Origin of the sequence: Metamycoplasma auris 15026, assembly GCF_000367765.1 — a bacterium.
Taxonomy (GTDB): Bacteria; Bacillota_I; Bacilli_A; order Mycoplasmatales; family Metamycoplasmataceae; genus Metamycoplasma; species Metamycoplasma auris_A.
In genome coordinates this window covers 35,835-57,169 of sequence record NZ_AORI01000005.1, presented here as the reverse complement: position 1 = coordinate 57,169, position 21,335 = coordinate 35,835, and the positions used below count along the sequence as shown (strand labels likewise).

Here is a 21,335-nt window from a genome sequence, read left to right as displayed (position 1 = left end):
ATTTTTCACAAAGTAGTTAAAGAAAGTTTTAAAAATTAAGATTTTCTTAAATAACTAAACACCTTTTTCTATCTATCAATCAATATAATAATGAGGATAAATCAAGATGAAAAAATTATTATGAGGACTTAGTGTTTTATCAAGTGTTGTAACTTTACCTTTGATAGCAGCCTCATGTGGTAAGAGTAAATATACTCACCCAAATGCTCCTAAGGTACCAGTAGCTAATATTAAATTGAATGAAGATTTAAAACTTACAGCCGATGAAGCAAAAAATCTTCCATACAAATACATTATGATTACTGATGGTGCAGCTCTTAATGACAAGTCCTTTAACCAATCAACTTGAGAAGGTCTATTACACTTTGCTGAACTTCAAAATAAATTGCCTCGTGATAAATTTGGGACGGTGTTCAATATAAAGTGGCAGATTCTAGTTAAGAATCATTACAATATCATTATATCGGGTTTTTAAGAGAATAAACACAAATATTTTTAAAAAAAGTAAAAGTTAAAAATATGCTTATGGCATATGAAACAACTTGTGTTTTTTAGATTTATAAATTAATAATTAATATAGTTTTCTAGATAAATCCCAGTCTGGTTTTTAAGCAATAATACCATTATAGAGTGCACTCCATAAATAGTTCAGTTTCTTTTGATTTTCTTCTTAATTAAGTGTGATACAAAACTTTCTGCAACATTTCCAAAATATAAAGAACTATCCATAGGAACATCTACAAGTCCTTTAAGATTTCTTTTGATATATTTTAAAAAATCAACAAGATGATTTCACCTTGAGAGGTTAAGATAATCTTTTAGTTGACTTAATCCTTGCTCAAGAAACTTAATAAGTTCTTCATAGTTTTTATTAAAAAGAAATCGATTAATTACCTTATCCAATCTAATGCCTGAATCTTGATAATATTTATCAAGCATGTTTTTTAATTCCTTTGAATTATTAAATATTACTCCTAGTTTTTGTTTTAAATGAAACCTACAAAGAATATAATCTGCTTTTAATCTAACAGCAAGATTTTTAATTCAAGTGGCACCATCACCAGTGACAACTAGTTTAATATTATCTCCATAGCAATAGGAAACTATGCTTTTAATTTTTTCAACTAGTGCTGAAATTGGATAATTGATATTATCTAAATCATCACGAAGAATAATAAAATGGTTTTTATTTATCATTTTTCTTGAAGGAGTAAGCATATAAAAAATAATCAATTTAAACTTGATTTTTCTCACATTATTTTTAGAAACATAAAACCTATGATATGCATCATCAAGTGAAATATAAACTATATTTTGTTTATTATTTTCAAGTTTTTCCTTGTAGTCAATCAAACTGTTTTTATTGACTTCAGAAGACTTAATAATTCTTCAAATGTTACCTAAGGAAACATTATGCTTTTTAGCATTTGCCCTATAACTATACCCATTTAAGAAATCATTGATAATTGAATTGTAAAAAGATGAAGATACTAATTGTCTTTTATTTTGTAATAAGGTATGCTTATCAAATATATAAATCCTATTAGGTTCACCTTTAATCTTTCTTATATATTTTGTTAACAAAACAACTACTACCCCATTGGTAGTAGCAATTTTTCTTGTAACTTTTGAATGAACAGTCAAATGTAGTTCTTTTCTTTCTTTTGATTGTTTAAAGTCTAAATCTGCTTGTTCAATTTGCTCCTTAAGTAATGACAATACTGATTTATCATAGGAACTTATATTATTGCCCATTAAAAAACTCCAAAAAATTAGTTAGATATTCTAATTCTAAATAATAATTAAACCTACTCATCATTTTCTTCTTGCAATTCAATCTTAATATGATTTTTATGTGTTTTTATAAAGACTGCAGCTATTGCTATTATCACACCTAAGAATACTAGTGAAGTTAACACACCAGCAATAATTTTAATATTTAGATTTGTATCATTCTTTTCTTTAGGCTTTGGTATTGTAGGAATTGATGGTTTTGGATCTTTTTCAATTGGTTTTTTAGTTTCTTCAACAAAATCAATTTTAAGAATTAATTCGCCTTGAAGAGCACTAAAACGATTTGCTACAAACTTAATTTGTCCATGGTCATTTTGTTTAACTGGAAATCTAGTTGAATAACTAAAATCTATGTCTTTTCTTGGAACAAAATAAGGAGTTCTTAATAAATTAATAAACTCATCTAACATATCATTTATGTCTGTATTTTGTGTTAGTCTTAGTGTTCATTGTGATTTTAATTTAGATATATCAATAGGCTTTGGTCTATTATAAGCTAAGTGTAATGAATTAATAAACATTTTGTTATTTTTTGAAAATATTCTTGCAAATCCATCTAAACTAAAGTGTGACTCACTAGTTAGTATTCCATAATTAATATCATATCTAGGGTTTCAACCTAATGCTTTATTGAATGAAGCAATAATTTCTGATGTTGGAGTATATTTAGTAATTTCTTTTTCAATGTCTAGTTTTAGTTTTGATAAATCAATTGGTAAGTTCTTCTTAGGGATATAAATTAACAACTCACCAGTTATTTTTGTATCTAATGCTGTTATTTTTATAATTCCTATATTTTCTTTTGTTGCAGGAGTTATTGAAACTCTAAAGTCTTTGTTTTTTATTACCTTAAATCTTAGTTTTTCAATTAATGCTTCAGTAATCATATCTTCAGTAATATCTTTTGTTAAATCTAGATTTAATTCCAAAGATGAAATATCATCAAGTTTAAGTTGGGTAATAGGAATATATAATGAACCATAGATTTTTTGACCAAAACCTTTAATTCAAACTTCACCTGATGCTTTTTTAGTTGCTTTTCGTATAGATATTTCATAATCTTGATATTTCTTTATTTCAAATCCTAATACCTGAATAAGTCTTTTGATAATCAATTCTTCTTTAGTCTTATTTGTTATTCTTAAACGCAAATCTAATTTTGAGATATCTTTTCTTATAAAAGGAAGTTCAATTTCAAGTTCACCTACTATTTTTTTAGTTTTCTTTGCTTTAAACTTAACAAATCCTTTAATTCCAGGAACTGATTTTTTTAATTCAAAACTAAAATCTATATTTTCTTTAACTTCAAATGGTATTTTTTTAGCAAACGCTCTAATTCAATCTTCATGAGTTAAATTATTAGCAAGAACTATATCTAAATCTAAATCTGAAATGTCAAATAGTTTATTAATTTCATCAATATCAATTCTTAGTTGCTTATTTCATGAAGTTAAAATACTAACATAAGATTTCATATCAGCAATTGAAACTTTTTTAAAGTCATTGTCTGCAATTGACATTGATTTTATTAATTCAGTTTTCTTTGAATAAGCATTGTATATTTTTTTTGCATATTGAATACTTTTTGATTTGTATTCTGAGACTAAATCTTTGTATTTCTTGGCAGTTAAAGAATCAATAGTTGAAATAAACTTATCATATTGTGAATTAAATTGCCCAATTAGTTGTTTTTTAAGTTTTTCTAAATACTCAGCATACTTAGTTTTAAATGTATTTTCAAAATCACTAATAACTTTTAATATGTTTGTATAGTAAGATTTATCTTTTGAGTTATCAAAAATATTAATCTTATATAATTCATATTTATTAAAGTCTTCTTTCAGAAATTGCAATTCAGTATTGATTTTTTCTTTTGTGATTTTTTGGTCATTCAATCATTTATCAATAGTTGCTTGTTTCTTTTTAATTTTATTGTATATTTCAATCTTTTCAGATGAGGCATTTAAACTGAAACGTCTTTTTATTAATTGATTTTTTAAAGTTGGATGATTAGATAATGAAACTTCAAAGTCTAATGTTGATTTAGTTCCATCATTTGATGGATTTAATTTTATATTGCTAATTTTAAATAGACCTTTATAAGGCGCTTGAATATAGAATGCTAATGCTGAAGGTTTTAAATTATATAAATCAATATCATTGATTAAGAAATTATGATAATTGTCTTCAAGATTAAACTTAGTTATATATAAGTTATTTATTAGAAAATGGACTTCTGGAGATTTTAGATTGGTAACTTTAATTGCTTTATTAAAGATATCAATTGATTTTACTAACGAATCATATTTTTCTTTAATTCTTATATATTCATTATAAGTGTGTTGCCATTTAGAAATATCGCTTATATATTTTTGATTTAATTTATTATATAAGTTTTCAATCAACTCTATTGTTGCTAAAAGATTTTTATTATTCTTTATCCTTTCAACAACTGGTTTAATTGAAGAAATATATTTATTTCATTCTTCAACTTCAGGTTTGATTAATTCAATAGCTTCTTTTCTTTTATCTTCATTTAGTTTAGTATTGCCATTTGAATTGGCTATTTTAATAATGTTTTTAGCTTTAGAAATTAAGTCTTTTAGATTAGCTAGTAACATTGCATGTGAAACACCAATTCATTTATTTGAGTTAGATGGTTCTACTTTATATTTTAAATGTCTTGCAATTTCTTTTAAAAGATTATTAAAAGGTTCTTGAAGTGATTTTGGTAGATTTGTTGGTGGATAGTTAAGGATTTTATCTATTTCTGTTTTTGTTAGTTTATTCACTTCCTTATAAGAACTTTCTCTAGTTTTAAGTTCTAAATCATAAAACAATGATTTAGTATCTAAATTAGCAAGATTATTTCAGTTTCATCAAGGTAAAAAATCAAGAAATGTAGATTGAAGAAGTTTAAAGTCATGAAAAATAAACTCAGTAGTAATATCTTTATTGTTTAATGAATGCAATAAAATATAATGGGATAATGCACTTAAAGAGGAAAATAAATTATTTTTGGAACTTAGATAATCTGATGCATTGATTTCTTTGAAAAATTGGTCAAGTTTTGGTATTTCAAATTCACCATTGAAATACCCGTTTTTTAACATATCACTAACTGTACGAAATCATCAATCCTTGTTTGCTTCTTTGTAAAAAGTAAAATGGTCAATATATTTTTTAAATAAACCAGATTGGGTTTTATATGTTTTAACAAAATCAATAAAGAAATCATAAAATCCAGATGAATTAAAGAAATCTTCTTTTTCAATATCATCTTTATCAGAATAGACCCCATCATAAGAACTAAACTCCTTTAGCGAATCTAATAAATATCTAGCCATTTTTTCAAATGTATATAATGTTAGATATTGATTAAGACTTGCGTTATTTGTTCTTTTGAAATGAGGAAGCAATAATGATATTTTGTTAACATCAAATGTTTTAGTTTTAAAAATAGAATGCTTTTTAATCATTTGATTTCAATACATCAAAATAAGAAGATTACTTCTTAACTTGGGGTTCTTGATAAAGACTATAGTTTCCTGTTTGTTAGCATCAACACCAGCATGTAGTTTTTCAATGTAATTTGAGATATTTATAGGTAAAACATCAAGATTTTCATATAAACTTCTTAATTTATTTTGTAATTCATATTCAGATTTTGGATTTTTAAGTTCCTCTTTGATTTCTTTTTCTAATGATTTTAGAAAATTAGAATCAAACAACAAATTAGTATTATTTACTAATACTTTTTTGACTGTGGAAGAGTTTCTTGGAGGAGTTGTAGAGGAAGAAGATGGAGTTGAACTTCTTGGATTTAATTCATCATCGTCTTCAGCTTCTTCTTTAGGCTGTGGTTTTGGTTTAGGAGTTGGGAAGAATCTATCTGAATTAGTATCTATTGTTGAGGATGATGAAATAGCATTAGAAGTAGTGTCTAAAGAAGTTGTAGTTGTAATCGTTGATGAAGAAGGTTCTTCTTTATCAGTTGGATATCTAGGTATTCATGGTTTACTATTTTTTGGTCAATTTTTTGGTAAAAAGAAATCATATCTGGTTCTATAAACAGGTCTGCCATGGTAATAAGATATTTTGGAATTATTGGTTTTTTTAGTTTCGTTATTTATGTTAATTTTATTCTTGCTTTTATTGCTAATATGAACTTTTAGTTCATTTATACCAATTCCAACAATTCCTATACCTGCAAAAATACCAAAAGCAGCAAGAAATTTCTTTAGCTTTGATTTTCTAGGTTCATTATTTTTACTGTTATTATTTGGATTAGAGTTATTTTTAAAATTATTATTTATGGTTTATACCCCCTATTTTTTAAAAAAGATTACTAAAGTAAATGAGAATACAATAAAACAACATATTTGCTATAAATATGTAGATAATAAACTTAGTTTGGTATCTTAATTATAATATAATTATAATTAAAGTAGTTTATTATCTGATATTAATGAAAGTAAGAATAAATGAGAATTACAACTAAACAAGCAAAAGATATTTTTTTAAATCAAATACGGCAAATGAATGACAATGATATTTATTTGCTATTTAGATTTTTTATTTTAAGCAAAAAAGAATCTGAGAAAATAGAATATTTATATGACTTTTGTTTTTATTTAAAAGAAATCCAAAAAATAGTTATTAATTTAAATACCAACTGAAAAGAAAAAGTCTTAGATGAACTTTTTAGTCAAAATATATCTATTTTTAAATTAGAGATCGTTTATAACTTTCTTATTTGACTTAACTCAAATAACATATCATACACATATTCAAAAAATGAAGAAGTGTTAAATATTGGATATTCAATTAAAGACTTTTGCTATGAAAATAATATATATTCACACAACCATTTAGAGTTTTTAATAAATGAAGATTTAAAACTATATGGTTGAAAAAGTAAATGAATTATTTTAATACCTCAGATTTTAACTTTTAAAAGTGATTCTTATGTTTGATATAACAAAGAAAAGCATTCATTAATAGAATTAAGTTTGTTAGAGTTGCAAAATACATATAAGAATTGACTTTTAGCTCTTGATTTTGAGAAGATTATTTATTAAAAAATAACGAAAGAAATCTAAGAAATTATTCCTTAGATTCTTTGGTGTTTTTATTGTTTTTTGGTTTTAAAAGTGATATTAAAATATCATTGTTTTTAGATTTTTTAGAGTTCTTTTTATTTTCTTTTGATTTATTAATTACTTCAACTTCGCTGTCAGCTAAAGCTTTTTTACTTCTTTTTAATCTAATGATTAAGATTGGAAGCAAGATAGCGCCAAGTGGCACAATTCAAGCTAAAGGAATAATTCATCATAAATGCTCTTTAACATTAAATGTCTTATCTTTATTAGATTTGTTATTTGAATTGCTATGAGTATTTGTATCATCTGGACTATCTTCTGGATTAATAATTTCTTCAATGTCATCACTTAAAGATAGTTCATATTTTTTGTATACTTTGTCTTTTAATACCTTAGGAAGTTCAAAAAATCCTAATGAAGATTTTTCTAAATCTAGAACATATTTCATTCAAAGTAAATCAAAAATAGTATCTTTATTAAAATTAATATCTAAAGTAGTTTTGAAACTATTAATTCCTCATTTAGGTTGTCCTGCTTCATCTTTAGATGGGACTATATTAATTTCTTTATTTATATCCTTTAGTTTATCTAAAGAAAGACTTTCGAGTGATTTTAGATTTGTAAAATCAACATTTGGAAGAAGAAAACTAAACACCTGATAAGCATCAAAGGCATAACTTTTATTTGCTGAAATAAAATCATCAACATCAAAGAAACTTTTGTCATATGAAGGATTTATTAGTTTCATGTAATTGCTAATTTTATTTTTAATTACATCATTAATATAAGCACCATATAATTCAAATGTAGACTTAGCTAATTCAACTAAGAAGTTACTATTATCAAAGACCTTATTTCTTAATTTATTTGTTAATTCTAAAAGGTTCTTATCAAACTTTTGTTTTAATGCAGCACTTGAGTCTGCAAAAATATCTTTGATAGTAATCTTTGGAGGATTTAAGAAATATTCATCATTGTAATTTTCTTTAATTGGAACATCTAGAGTTTTTGCAATATCATCAAAATCATCCTTGTATTTAGTATTAAGGTTTTCTTTTCAGTTTGGATATTTGTTTTCAAGTGACTTATTAATTTCTTCTCTAAGAATAGAAAAGTCAATTACTCTTGAAGATGAAGAATTATTTTGGATTGAAATATTAAACTCTTCTGCATTCAAATAATATTGTTTTAAATAAGATGGAACATTAATTCCTAAGTTGATTTTTCTTAAAGCATAGAATAATGATTCTAAGTATTTATCTAAGATTTCTTGTCTTTCACCCTCATTAAGATTTAGTGAATCTACTGATTTTTTAATTCAAAAACTAGGAATAAACTCAAAGGTAAATAATTGTTCATTATTTTCCTTGTCTGTTTTTAAAAAGTCTTCTATTGTAGTTTTGCTTCCAAAAATATCTTTATTAGTTTTGAATTGATTTATTAATTCTAATGTGATATTTTTCTTTATTTCAGCAATGATTTCTTTATATCACATTTCATATTCAAAAGCACTAGTGTTAGTTGAAAATAAAGTATCTATTTTTAAAGAAATATCGTTCAATTTTAATGATTTAAAATCAAACGGCTGAATGTTAGTAAATCTAAAGAAAAGTTCTTTTTTAGATTTATTTTCATCTAGTGCTGAAGCATCTAATGTTAGAGATATTTCAACAAAATCACTTTGTTTTTGCTTAATAGAAGATTGATTTGACATTAATTTCTTTATATTTGTATCTTGAATAACATCTTCTAAATTAGATTTAAAATCGCTTAAATTATATGAAACTTCTTGTAATCAAGGGATTTCTTTAAATCAATCTTCTAATTTCTTTTTGATTATTTCTTTAAGACTTTCAATTGATAAAGTGTTAATTATACTAGAAGAATATTTCTTTAATTCATCATATAAATTGATTTCAAACACTTTCTTATCATTATCTAAATAATCAGGTTTTTCATTTTGGAATAAATCCCCTAAGAAAACTAAATCTTTAATTTCAAAACTACCAAAATCATAATGTTCAGATTTAACTCTAAAAACTAAATCTTTTCCATTTGAAGAATTAAAAGTTTCTCAATCATAAATTACTTTTGCTTCTTTAAACTCTTTTTCTAAAAAGTCATCAAAACCATTTTCTTTACTAAAGGAAACATTTTCAATATATTTATCTTTATTTTCAATAATAAAGTTTGGATTTTTTTCAACATATTTAATAAATTGATTTCTAGAAAGACTTTTAATATCTTCTTTTAATTTCTTTTGATTGATTTCTATTTTAGATTTTAAAAACTCAAATGTAATATCCTTTTTTTCTTTTAAATCTAAAGTAAACTCAGTGTTGCTAAATAGATATTCCTTATTCAAATTAGATTTTTGTTTAAAAGTAATCATAAGATGTTTGGAGGCTTCATTAAAATCTAACTCTAAACTTTCTATAGTTTTTAAAACTTCATCAGGAGATATATTTTTTTGTTGTTTAGAAGTTATTTTTACAAAATCTTTAAAGAATAAAGAATTATCTTTTTTATATTTTTCCAATGAAGAAGAAGAAGTAATTGTATTTGCTAGTTTTTCATAATCAAAGCTAACTTCTAGAGCTTTTAGTGGTGAATAAGTAGTTCATTTATTTGCTAAATGAGTTAAATATTCTTGGAAAAGAATATAAATATCATGGTAATTTAAAGATGCTAAATCATTAATTGCTATCTGTTTTGTTTTTTGAAGAAAATGGAAGAAAGAAGATTTTGGATGAATCTCAAGATTTCTATTTGCATCTAAAATTGGGTCTTTTAAACGATATAAAGATTGACTTAGAAGGTTTGCAAGTTCTTTATAGTTAGGTTTATTTGTTCCATTTTCATTAATTTCACTAATGTATTCTATAAATGGATTTAATAAATCTAAAAAGTCTAGATTTCTATTTAAATATTGATTTTTTTCTTCAAGATTTTTAATTGAATATTCAATCTTTTTCTTTAAATTATCAGGTTTCTCTTTATCTTTTATAAGAGTTTTCAATCTTTCAATTTCTTTTTTATTTTCAGCAATCATTGATTCAAAATCAAGTTTTTTTCAAAATCTATTTGATTTATCGTTATCATCAATTAATGGAGGTAGCAATTGTAACAATACTCATTTAGTTTGGTTTGTTTTTTTATTTTTAATTCCAATCAAAAGAACTGACTTTAGAGCACCTATAAATCTTGCATTTCTACTTTCATTAAAAATCCGCTCAAGTTCAGTTTGATTATAAGGTTTCTTTTCTGGCCATTTGTATTTACCAAATCCATTATCCTTAATTTCTGTTAAATCATAAAAATATAATTCATTATTATTAAAATCAAGTTCAGGAATATAAAATCTATCTGAATAAATTGATTCAACAAAAAACCCTATGTTTTTATCATTTTGCTGGTTTTTAGGTTCCAATAAAAAAGGCATGTTTATAGGAAATGGCTCTTGAAATCTTGAAGTATCAAATCATAGAGTTTGTTTTTCAAAATATGAACCTTTTTCATCTTCTCAGAATCTTGATTGAAAATTAAAGGAGTTGCTACTTAATTTAAAAGTTTGTTTGAAAGTAAAGTTTTTTCTAGTTGCATCATCTGTTCAAGAAGTTTTTAGAACAAATGTTTTTATACTATCAGCATCAAGTTCTTTTTCTAGATTTTTCTCCTTATTTTTCTTTTCTTTAATTTGGTTTTTTTGATTTTCAAGGTCATTTTTGGCTCTTGTTTCTTCTTCTGTTCTAGAAGCTCAAGAGGTACTTTTAAACTTAGTAAAAGCTTTCCTAAAGTTATTTTGTAGCTTAGCCTTATCTTTTTTGATAGCAACTAATTGTTTTCTTAATTCTTTAGTTTCTTTTTCATTTAGTTGTGGACTTAGATTTAATCTAGAAACTTTAGAGCTCTTTTTTTCATCAATAACCTCTGCTAAATCAGGGAGACTGATTTTTTCTTCTTTTGATGGTTCAATATCAGTTCTAACAACTCCATTTTGCTCTTTAAGAGTTGCCAATGTAACATTAGGAACATCTGAGATTAAATCAAAGTTATAATGAATTAGCACATCAACAGGATAATCATATTCAAATATTCCAAGGTCAACTTCATAGTTTTTCTTTTCTTTATCTACAAAAACTTTGATTTTACTTTCATCTATTTTGTATTCTTTACTAATAATGCGAGGCTTATTTTCAATTACAGAATCATTATCATAAAACTTAAAAGGAACTACACTTATAGTTTTTTTAAATCTCTCATAGTTTTTAGTCACAGCTTCATCTTTAAAATTAACTTCCTGCCTATCTTCTTCAGCTTTTCTAATAGAAAAAGTTCCACTAACTAAAAAAGGTGGAAATAAACTAAGAGATAACAAAGTTATTAGATTTCTTTTTTTCATAAGCAAAAACCTTTCATTAACTATTGCTTGCTAATGAAGTGCTTACAAAAAACGGATTTTACTTAGTTTGGTATCTTAAGTATATCGGAAATTAGAAGTTAATCTGCAAATTAAAAAATAAAAAATAGAAAGAGAGACATTAATTTTTTTTGTTTTTTTATCTTTTTTATTTTTTTCAAGTAAAATTGCAACCTTCAGGAAAACTGCTAAGATACTTTTATATTATAAGTTTACTTATAATTTAATATACTTATAAATATAAGATAATCTTAGTTATAAGTATACTTATATAAGTTAACTTAATTACTAGTAAATATACTAATAATTTAAAGATAAATAAAAAAAGATAACTATAAATATAAGATTCTAATAATTATAAGTATACTTATAGACTAGGAAGTATACTTATAATTTTAAGTATACTTATATTCCAATAATTCTAAGTATACTTATAAACTAGGAAATATACTAATAATTCTAAGTTTTATTTTATTTCTTTCTTAAAGAAATTATATTTCTCCCTAAAAGAAATTAATAAGAAAGAAATAAAAGAAAAATATATAAAAAGAAAAAAGAAAGAAGGGTTAATAAAGAAAACCCCTCCCTCTTCTACATAAAGAAATGCTTAAAGGGGGGGTGCCCTGCATTTTTCTAAAAGATTTAGGCTTTTTTTGCGCATCCCCCCATTTTTTCCGATATCATTAAAGTACCAAACTAAAAAAAACACAACACAAATAACAAAACCAAAACACACACAAAAAAATCCTTAGTTCTTTACACAACACATATATATACACATTAAGCAAGATATAATGTGTAGATTTATTTGTTGACTTTTTTTCATTATATCTTCCTTTCTATACACAAAATAACTAATCTAAAAAGGAAAAAAATGAAAACTGCAATAATTTCCAAAAAGTCCAAAGTCTTAAAAGTAGGTTTAGAAATACTTCTATTTCTAGTTTTCACTGCTAGTGCATTAAGTATTGCATACTTAGTTTTTAATCTAAAAAAGAACTCTCTACCTACCAAAACTTTTTTAACCTTTTTTGTTTCTAAACTACAAACTTTACTCTTAAGTTTATTTGTAACCATTTTTGCCTTTAGACTAACTTGAATGATAACTTTTGCATTTTTAAAAAACCAGTTTTTGTCTGACTGAATGTCATCAAAACCATATCCTAGACATTACAAATGATTTGATATTGTCCAAAAACAACAAATTACCATAAACCCAAATCAACAATTACCTTTGGTAATATCAAATCCACAGTCAACTCCAGTTCCTCAAGAACAACCAAAAAAAGTAGAGGAACCAAAAATAAAAGAAAAACCTCAAGAAACTAAAAAACCAGAAGTCATAAATCCTTCTACAACTCCTCCTCAACCAAAACCTAAGTCGTCAGAGGAAGTTCCTTCAAATACTTTAGATAAATCTAAGGAAATGACTTCAAGTCCTTCTTCAGAAGAAAATAATGTTGTTGCCCAAGAACCACAATCTACAAAAGAAGAGGATAGTTCTTCTCCAAAAGACTTTAATCCTTTTTGGGAAAATGCTGATGATGGAATTGACTATAGTGATGAGTAAACAAACATTAGTTTCACTTATAAACGGTAACTTTGTAGGATAAAATCATGGAGATAATTATCAAAGATAAAATCTTAAATCTTGATAAACGTCTAAATATCATAACTCTTCCAAATCAAATTCAAGTTTACTATGACATTTCAAATCTCAAAGTAAATGACCAAGTGGAGTTATATGTTTACTGAATAAGTCCGAAAAAAGCACTAGGTTTTAAATCTTATAAAGAACTACAACTATTTTGTTCTTTAAAACAATTTGAACTTTGAAGTAATCTTAATGACCTTCATAATATCTTGACATTAAAGAATGATTATAAAGAAATCATAAAAGCAATTGTTTCTAAAGATTTTAGTAGTTTAACTATTCTGCTAGAAATTGAAAGAAAAAATGTATATGAAGTCATTAGAGTTTTGCAACCTGAGTTTACAGATGATAAAAACAACTTTTTTGTTTGCTAGGTAAAAATATATCTTTAGATATCCAAAAAGAACCTATTGAAATTAAATCAACATCTATAAACTTCTATACACAAGTAGCCCATGAACAAGAAAATAGCCTTAAAGAAACCATTTCTTTAGTAATGAAAACTCTTATAGATAAATACCCAACTTTGGAGTTTGAATTAAAACCTCGCTTGCTTTTAAAAGAAATTGCTTGTGTAATTAATGCCTTAGAAAACTCATCATCCTTTAGTTCTAACTTTGAATCTACTTTCATAAGTCCTGATGGAGGAATATTATTTGTAATTGACCCAAATAATAAAACCAAAAAATATCCTATTTTAATTTCTGAAATAAAAACTCAAGGGTCTAATAGTTTGGCAAAAGGTAATGCAATTGAGCGACTTGGTAAAAATGTAATTGCTATAAGAAGTTTTTTGGCAAAAGACCAAATAATGCCATTTGTAGTATTTTGTGCTGGCAAAGACTTTAGTAACCAATCAACAATAATTGATAGATTATCAACAATTGCCCAATTTGCTCCATTAAACCAAATTAACTTGTTTAATCATACTTTTGTTTCTCCTGGAAGTTACTTTTATAAGGAAGGTAATTGAAGTGTTTCTGATATGTTTAAAATATGTTATGAAATAGCAAAACGTTCTTTAATGTTTTTTGCTTCAAAGTACAACTTTGAAATCTAAAAGACTTCTTGTAGGATTTCTTTTTCCTACAATAACACTTCCTTTAGTATCTTGTAATGCTCCTGGGCAAGGTAATCCTATCAATACAATTAAACCTTGGGAGTTTTCAAATAATCCTTTTAAAATTAATGAAACAAACTCAATTTCAAATACCAATAAATGATTTTTGGATGATAAAAATACTTTAAATCTAACATTTGAATTAATTAAAAAAGAACAATATGAACTTTTGTATCCTAAAACAAAGGATAATGAAGACTTAATAAAAGTAGCAAGAAAATTAAATTGAGTTTTATTTTCTATTTTGTATCATAAAAAACATAATATAGAAACTAAAACAAAAAATCTTGAAGACTTTATTCAAAAAATAAAAGTATATAAACATTTGCTGTATACAAATAAGACTCTAAATGAAGAAGAAAAAGCATTTAAGAGCTTAATTGAAAATGAAGAACTTTTAAAGAACCTTAAAAAACCTAATTGATATAACCTAGATGAAGATTATATTTTTTGATTTAAGAATAAATATTGACCTTCTTATCAATATTTTCCCTTGTCAAGAATAAAAGAAGGGGATTTATCTTCTTTAAAAGATAATGAAAAAGAAGCTATAAAGTTGCAATCAGCTGAAGCATTATTGTTAACAAACTTCTTATATCCAATTTCTTCTTTATTACAAACAATTAAAGAACAAATTAATTTTTTAGAATTATTTGCATCTCTTAATTTGTTAATTTTAAAAAACAAAGAAGTTTTTAATCAACCTTTGAAAGAAATTAAAGATTTTTTAAAAACAAATCTTAATTTTGAAGAAATCAAAAAATCCTTAAGTTTCATTTTTTCTTTAGAAAATAGTAGTTTTTCTCAATGAGAAGAAGAAAAAACTATGGAAATTTCAAATATTTTCTTTTCTCCTATTAATACAAAAGAAGTAAGTAAAGCATTATTTTTCAATGATACTCTAATGCTAATGGATATTATTCTTAATCCGATATTAAGTATTTATTCAGATAATAACTTTTTTGAAAAAACATTTGAAAAGCAAAATGAATGGTTCCCAAAATATCTTTATGAAAAACTTGATTCCAATTCAAATATAACCTTTTATCATCCTTCATTTACAAAAAACCCAAACGAAAACCAAGAAAAAATAAGTAAATATTTAAATCATTATCTAAATCTTAAATAAAGTTTTTCAATTTTAAGACTTAAACACCTAATTTAATTATTTAAAGAAACTAAATGAAAGGAGTCATATATGACTACATTCTTAGCAGAAGCAACCGAAGCAAACACAGCATCAGAGACCATTAAAAAACTGGCAACTCCAATTTTTGACCAAGTATTTAAAATTGGTAGCATCATCATCGGAATTATCGTTGCAATTTTAGCAATTTCATGTATCTTTGCTGCAATTTCAGCTCAATTTAAATTAAAATCTGGAGATTCTGAAGCAGCAGCTGTTGCTAAAAAACGAATGAAAAACATTTTAATTGCTTTTTTAGTAGGATTTGCAATTTTAGCATTGTTTAGTGGGGTAATGTTAACTATTGGAAAAGTTACTGGTATCATGTCAACTCCATCTGCCTAACATAAAAAAACCTTATTTAAGTAATAAAAAGGAGATTTAATGGTTTCAATTGTGAGTCGAGTAATACTTACGCTTTTTAGTCCAATTTTATATTGAGTTTTCTTTGGTATTTGATTTCTTTCAGTCACCGCCTTTTGGTCACTTTTAGAGGGATTGTTTTCTTTTACTAAGTTTCTTTCAGTTGATTTAACAAACTATTTGATTTTTGGTAAATCTATTTCCAACACAAAATCAATATCAATTAAAGACTTACCAACCTTTTTTATCTCAATTGCTATCTTTTCAATGTTGATGCTTGTCTTTATTTTTTCAGTAATCTTAATTAAACATGCAACATCAACTAATAAAACTGAAGACAAAATGCCACTAAAAATAGCAATGAAAAAATCCTTACCAGCAATATTTATTATTGTAGGTATTCCGATTTTGTTCTTATGTGTTAATCTAGGATTATCTTTAGTTATTGATTTATTATCTAGTTCGTTTTTAGTTCCTTCTATTGCAACAAACACAAAACTTACTCCTCTCCAAAGCATCTTCCTTTCAATAAATGGAAATGCTTCTTGAGTAGTAAATAACTTTAATAATTTTCAGTCATATTTAGGGTGATATAGTGCTCCTCCATTTGACTATTATATAGCTTCTATTTGAACAACTAATGCTCTAGGATTGCTATTTCAAATGGTCAATGGTCTTATAATGGCAATTATCCTTCTTTCTTTCTTTGTTGGAATATCAGTTGACTTATTTAAACTCACTCTTTACCAATATTTCTTATTTTTATCCTCTCCTGTTGTTGCAATTTCATCAATTTCAGATGATGGAAGGAAATTAAAAAACTGAAAAAACTCTTACTTTAAAACAACATTTTTAGTTGTTATTAAGGTATTGATGATTATGTTATATTCAGTTATTCTTAAATTAATTTTTGATTATGTAATAAATGGAGTGGCACTAAATAATAACAACATATTCTCGGAAAGTCTTTTAGGATTTACTTCATCATTAATTTATCCATTTGCAGCTCTAGGTACTACTTATGGATTTAAAGCAATTGGTTCAAAAATTGATGGATACTTTGGATTTGGTTCCTTTTCAGCAATTAAATCGATTAAATCCTCAGTTGCCAAAGGTACTTCAGCACTTAGTGCTGTTAAACAAGGTAAACTTGGTGCTACCTTAGCAACTGGTGGTATTGGTTCATTAGTTGCAGGAGTTGGTGTAATTCATGGACTTAGAAAAAGGTCACAAAACATATCTGCCTTAACTTCTAAAGGAGTTGATAAAAAAGTTGCTAAAAATCTATTAGGTAAATCTGATGTTATGTTTAATCCCCAAAAACAACAAGAAATTGTTGACAATATCAAAAACAGTGGCATTGACTTATCAAAAGTTAATTCTAAGGGTTCTTTAGAAACTGAATTATTTATTTCTAAACATTTCAATCAACAAAAAATCAATAGCATCCAAAACTCTAAGGAATATAAAAAAGGCACTGCTTCTGAAGAAACAATTAATGAATTAAAAGAGGCAATTAACAAACAAAAAGCAACAGAAAATGCCATTAAGCAGCTAGAAGAAAATCAAAAGAAAATAAAAACAGAACAAAAGAAACTTAATCTTGCCAAAGGAGTAAATAATGTTACAAAATAAGAAACTAAGTGATGTTAGACTTCAAATATTTAGAAACATATCTTTAATTGATATGGTATTAATAATTCTTTTTGCAGGACTATCATTTGTTTTGGGATTTCTTACTTCCAAAAATCTTCCCTTAATTGCTCGAATAGCAATAGCTGCTGGTGTTTTTGGGTCAACTTTTTGGGTAGTTTTGCCAAATAAAAAGCATAATTGTAAATATTATGTGTTTCTAATTAGGTTCTTTAGATTTCATCTAAAACCTAAAAAATATCTCCTAGGTTCTCAATCACCAAAATTATTAGTTGCTTATAAAGAGATAACAAATGGTTCAATTGTTAAGGTTAATGATGGAAGTTATTTCTCGGTTCTATCCTTCAAAGGATATGACGTATATTCAAATGAAATTGATGATAAAATGAGTTATTACCAAACAGTTATTAATGCTTTGGATAACATAGATTTTCCAATTTCTTTTGTTAAAATACCAAAATCTTCAAATCTTGAAGCAAATTATGAATACATTAGAGAGAAGGTTTCAAAGGAAACCAAAGTTGATTGAGAAGTTAGAAATGAATATTTTGTTAATAATTTACATGACCTAAGCACTCTTGATATTACTGAAAATATAGATAGTTATTATTTAGTAATTAAATCAGGAAGAATCTCTGACCTTAAAAACAATGTTTCTAGAATACAATCCCTTTTTGCTTCAACTCCCTTAAAACTTAATTTGTTACAAAATGCTTCTTTAATAGACTTCCTAAACTTCCAGTTTAATGTTGAATTAGATGAAATTAAACAAGAACAATATTTATCAGCACAAAGTATGAAATCTAACTCGCAAAAATCAACTTTAGTTGACCTTTTATCTCCTAAAAAAGTTATCTTTTTTAAAGATAAAATCAAAGTTGATAAGACATTTCTTTCCTACCAAACAATTAATGATTTTAATACTTATCAAATTGCTGAAGGATGAGCAAATGTAATCTTTAATTCACCATCTTCTGTTATTTGAAATCTAACTCCATTAACTTTAAAAGAAAAGCAAAGTATCTTAGATAAAACAATGGAAAAGATTGAACTTAACAATAATGATGAAAAATCTAATTTTGCAAGAAACAAAAATGCTTTAGCAAATGAAGTTTTAGCAGAAATAACTCAATCTATAAATATTGAAAATATGAACTTGTTTAACTCTAATTTAATTCTTATCAACAAAGCATCAAGTGCAAAAGAATTAAGAGAAATTGAAAACATTAATAAAAATAATGCAGCTACAATTCAAGCAAACCTAAATCCTAATTTGTATTTACAAAGATTAGCATTTTTAAATAGTACTTTTGATATTAAGGATTACATGAATAATAACTTAGAAATGCTTTCAAGAAATGTTGTAATGGGTTGACCTTGAATTAATATTGATTTAAATGATAATAATAATTTATTATGAGGTTTTTCAAAAACAACTTCTTCTCCAATTATTCTTGATATCTTTAAAAAAACAAAAGATAGAACTAACTTCTCAATGTTCTTCTGAGGAGTTCCTGGCGCTGGTAAGTCAGCTGCAACTTCTAAATTATTTTTAAACTATTTAATGAATGGAGATAGTGTTATTGTAATTGACCCGCAGCGTGAATATAAATATCTAATTCCAAAATTAAATGGAACTTGAATTGAACTTGGAAAAGGTCTTGAAACAACACTAAATCCTTTGCAATTAAATGCTCAATTTAGTGATAGTAACCAAAAAGTTACAAATCATCAAATTGTAATTGACAACATTAAAAAAGTATGTGTTTTTGTTAAAACTCTTTATCCTGATTTTTCGGATAACAAACTTAGAGCACTTTTCATTGTTCTAAAGAAACTATACAAAAACTGAGGTTTCTTTGAAGATACTTTTGATGTTTCAAAAGCAAAGAATGAAGATTATCCAATTTTTGATGACTTAATCAAACTTCTAGAACATTATGATTTTGGTAATGACATTGAAAAAGAGTTTTTTGATAAAGAAATTAAAGAGTTATGAATTAATTTCAGAAATGATTTTGCTGATTCAGGACAATATCAAAATCTTTATAATGGAATAACAAATATTAATATCACTGATGATGATTTCTGTGTTATTGATACATATAATCTAATTCAAGATACAACAAGTCCAAGTGCCCAAGCAGCAATGTATTTAATCCTTAACTTTGTTCAAAATAAAATCACTAATAACTTTGTTTTAAACAAAGATAATAAACGGATTTTGATTGTTGTTGATGAAGCACATAAGTTTATCAATAATAAAAACCAAGCAATTATTGATTTCTTGTTTGATACAGTTAAAACCATTCGGAAATATAATGGAAGTCTAATTTTAACAACCCAACAACCTTCTGACTTTGCGCAGGATAGTACAATTGCTACAAAAACTCAAGCAATCATTGAAAACATTGATTATTCACTTATTTTAAGATTAAACCAAAAAGACTTAGATGCTGTTAATTCAATGTACAAAAACAGAGGTGGTCTTAATAAATCAGAAATAACTTTTATTTCTAGTGCTGCCATTGGAGAAGGGTTAATGAATATAGGAAGTAACAACCGGATTTTGATGCAACTTTATTACAATGGTTTTGAAAAAGAAACAATCTTTAAAAAAGGAGACTTAAGTCAATTAAGTTAGCAATATATGAATAGTGTAATTTTAACAGGGCGATTAACAACAAAGCCATATGAAGGTGTAACTATAAATGGTAAAGCATTTTCTAAGTTCAGTTTAGCAGTAAAAAAAGATTATGTACCAAATCTTAATAATAAAATGAGAGAAGTAGATTATATTAGCTGCTCTGCATTTAATTCAATTGCATCATTTGTTAATAGATTTTTAGATAAGGGAGACTATGTCTTGGTTAAAGGACAATTAACATATATAAATCAAAAAAATGACAATAATCAAGCATCAAGTCATTACTTTATTGATGTTAAATCTATTGAACCTCTTGAAACTAAAGAAACAATTGAAAAAAGAAGAGCATTAAATGTAACTATTTCCTCTAAAAATAATCTAGATAATGCTTTTGTTTCTCCAAATAAATCACCAAATCAACAATCCCTTTCATCTTATGATGATGATTATGATGGTTTGACATGAGATGACCACTATTAGAATGTAATAAAAAGGGTAACATTACCCTTAATTCTTCAAGGAGATAACTATTAAATAAAATAATTCTTAATAAATATTAAACGCTAAAAAATGGAGAAGAAATATATGGAAACCCAACAAAATGGTATGTATAGACTTATCAATTTTGAAAAAAAGACTAAGTCTTTATCATTAATATTCTTCTTAATTTTATTATTTATTTCAGTTATCACAATATTCTTAATAGCTACTAAAAGAGTTTATCTTGAAATTATTAATAATGGAAAGAATGTTCATATAACTCCTTGGTGATTTTATATTCTTCCTAGCTTTTATTCTTTATATTCAATTATTGAAATAATTTTAATATCAATTGATATAGTTACTTTAAAAAAAGCATGGTCAATTGTTCTAAATGAAACAAATGCCCAAAACTTTACTCCATTATTCTTTTTAAAAACTTATCGCAATCTTTTAAAAAAACAAGCAACTAGTTTTTGAATTGCTTTTTCTTGTATATTCTACTTATCAATCTTTACAGCAATAATTTATGGATTATCAAAAATTAAAAATCAAACTATAGTAAAAAGAATTAATCTCCATAATAGTTTTAGCGACCCCAAAGCATTTATCTGATTTCTTGTTTCAATTTTAATTCTAATAGCAATGACTTATATATTTAAAGCTATTTCTTTAAAAATTAGAAGAAATAACTTTGAACTCTTTTTTTCAATATCTTCAATTGATTATTTAGAAATCTCCAGATTAAAATCAGCAACTCATAAGTTTTGTTTTAAAGTCTTTTTATGAAGCATATTTCTTTTAGTTTTAATGCCAATAGCGTTATTTATTCTTATATCTAAAAAAATGCTGAGATTAAGCAAAAAAACATAAAAAAATTACTTAATAAAACGACACTTTATTTAATCTTAAAGAA

At 25.3% G+C, this 21,335-nt stretch carries 15 protein-coding genes; 12 read left to right on the top strand and 3 right to left on the bottom strand.

Annotation, left to right across the window (positions count from 1 at the left end; translation table 4 throughout):
* Window positions 1-106: 106 nt before the first annotated feature.
* Window positions 107-475 (top strand): variable surface lipoprotein, encoded by a 369-nt coding sequence (locus tag MAU_RS00965; RefSeq protein WP_004423744.1) that lies wholly within the window; start codon window positions 107-109, stop codon window positions 473-475.
* Between the two features lie 89 nt (window positions 476-564).
* Here the strand turns inward: MAU_RS00965 and MAU_RS00960 are convergent, their stop codons facing one another.
* Both MAU_RS00960 and MAU_RS00955 read right to left on the bottom strand, forming a co-directional pair.
* The gene (locus MAU_RS00960; RefSeq protein ID WP_004423741.1) at window positions 565-1,755 is read right to left on the bottom strand and encodes an Mbov_0401 family ICE element transposase-like protein; all 1,191 of its coding nucleotides are present in this window, start codon (window positions 1,753-1,755) and stop codon (window positions 565-567) included.
* Between the two features lie 53 nt (window positions 1,756-1,808).
* The gene (locus MAU_RS00955; protein ID WP_040543818.1) at window positions 1,809-5,525 is read right to left on the bottom strand and encodes a hypothetical protein; all 3,717 of its coding nucleotides are present in this window, start codon (window positions 5,523-5,525) and stop codon (window positions 1,809-1,811) included.
* A gap of 34 nt (window positions 5,526-5,559) precedes the next feature.
* Between MAU_RS00955 and MAU_RS00950 the strand changes: the two genes are divergently transcribed.
* Both MAU_RS00950 and MAU_RS00940 read left to right on the top strand, forming a co-directional pair.
* Window positions 5,560-5,865 (top strand): hypothetical protein, encoded by a 306-nt coding sequence (locus tag MAU_RS00950; protein ID WP_152414843.1) that lies wholly within the window; start codon window positions 5,560-5,562, stop codon window positions 5,863-5,865.
* Window positions 5,866-6,278: 413 nt separating this feature from the next.
* Window positions 6,279-6,875 carry an Mbov_0392 family ICE element protein gene (locus tag MAU_RS00940; RefSeq protein ID WP_004423734.1) on the top strand — a complete coding sequence of 199 codons (597 nt, stop codon included), beginning with the start codon at window positions 6,279-6,281 and terminating at the stop codon, window positions 6,873-6,875.
* Window positions 6,876-6,900: 25 nt separating this feature from the next.
* Here the strand turns inward: MAU_RS00940 and MAU_RS00935 are convergent, their stop codons facing one another.
* Window positions 6,901-11,298, bottom strand: a complete 4,398-nt coding sequence (locus MAU_RS00935; protein ID WP_004423731.1) for a hypothetical protein — start codon at window positions 11,296-11,298, stop codon at window positions 6,901-6,903.
* Window positions 11,299-12,190: 892 nt separating this feature from the next.
* Between MAU_RS00935 and MAU_RS00930 the strand changes: the two genes are divergently transcribed.
* The 9 genes from MAU_RS00930 (at window position 12,191) to MAU_RS00885 (ending at window position 21,292) form a co-directional block, all read left to right on the top strand.
* Window positions 12,191-12,886 carry a hypothetical protein gene (locus MAU_RS00930; protein WP_004423728.1) on the top strand — a complete coding sequence of 232 codons (696 nt, stop codon included), beginning with the start codon at window positions 12,191-12,193 and terminating at the stop codon, window positions 12,884-12,886.
* 47 nt (window positions 12,887-12,933) lie between these two features.
* Window positions 12,934-13,344 (top strand): hypothetical protein, encoded by a 411-nt coding sequence (locus tag MAU_RS00925; protein ID WP_004423726.1) that lies wholly within the window; start codon window positions 12,934-12,936, stop codon window positions 13,342-13,344.
* Window positions 13,338-14,030 carry an EcoRI family type II restriction endonuclease gene (locus tag MAU_RS00920; RefSeq protein ID WP_004423723.1) on the top strand — a complete coding sequence of 231 codons (693 nt, stop codon included), beginning with the start codon at window positions 13,338-13,340 and terminating at the stop codon, window positions 14,028-14,030. The genes MAU_RS00925 and MAU_RS00920 overlap by 7 nt, the downstream gene beginning before the upstream one ends.
* Window positions 14,020-15,219, top strand: coding sequence for a hypothetical protein (locus tag MAU_RS00915; protein WP_040543811.1), 1,200 nt, complete (start codon window positions 14,020-14,022; stop codon window positions 15,217-15,219). Before MAU_RS00920 ends, MAU_RS00915 begins: the two co-directional genes overlap by 11 nt.
* 69 nt (window positions 15,220-15,288) lie before the next feature.
* Window positions 15,289-15,621 carry an Mbov_0395 family pilin-like conjugal transfer protein gene (locus tag MAU_RS00910; RefSeq protein WP_004423719.1) on the top strand — a complete coding sequence of 111 codons (333 nt, stop codon included), beginning with the start codon at window positions 15,289-15,291 and terminating at the stop codon, window positions 15,619-15,621.
* A gap of 39 nt (window positions 15,622-15,660) precedes the next feature.
* On the top strand, window positions 15,661-17,274 hold the full coding sequence (locus MAU_RS03760) for an Mbov_0396 family ICE element transmembrane protein (protein WP_004423717.1): 1,614 nt from the start codon (window positions 15,661-15,663) through the stop codon (window positions 17,272-17,274).
* A complete protein-coding gene (locus tag MAU_RS00895) occupies window positions 17,261-19,936 on the top strand; it encodes an Mbov_0397 family ICE element conjugal transfer ATPase (RefSeq protein WP_004423713.1) in 2,676 nt (891 codons plus the stop codon). Before MAU_RS03760 ends, MAU_RS00895 begins: the two co-directional genes overlap by 14 nt.
* 6 nt (window positions 19,937-19,942) lie before the next feature.
* The gene (locus MAU_RS00890; protein ID WP_004423710.1) at window positions 19,943-20,419 is read left to right on the top strand and encodes a single-stranded DNA-binding protein; all 477 of its coding nucleotides are present in this window, start codon (window positions 19,943-19,945) and stop codon (window positions 20,417-20,419) included.
* Window positions 20,420-20,509: 90 nt separating this feature from the next.
* Entirely contained in the window at window positions 20,510-21,292 is a 783-nt protein-coding gene (locus tag MAU_RS00885) for an MSC_0882 family membrane protein (RefSeq protein WP_004423707.1), read from the top strand.
* Window positions 21,293-21,335: the final 43 nt, after the last annotated feature.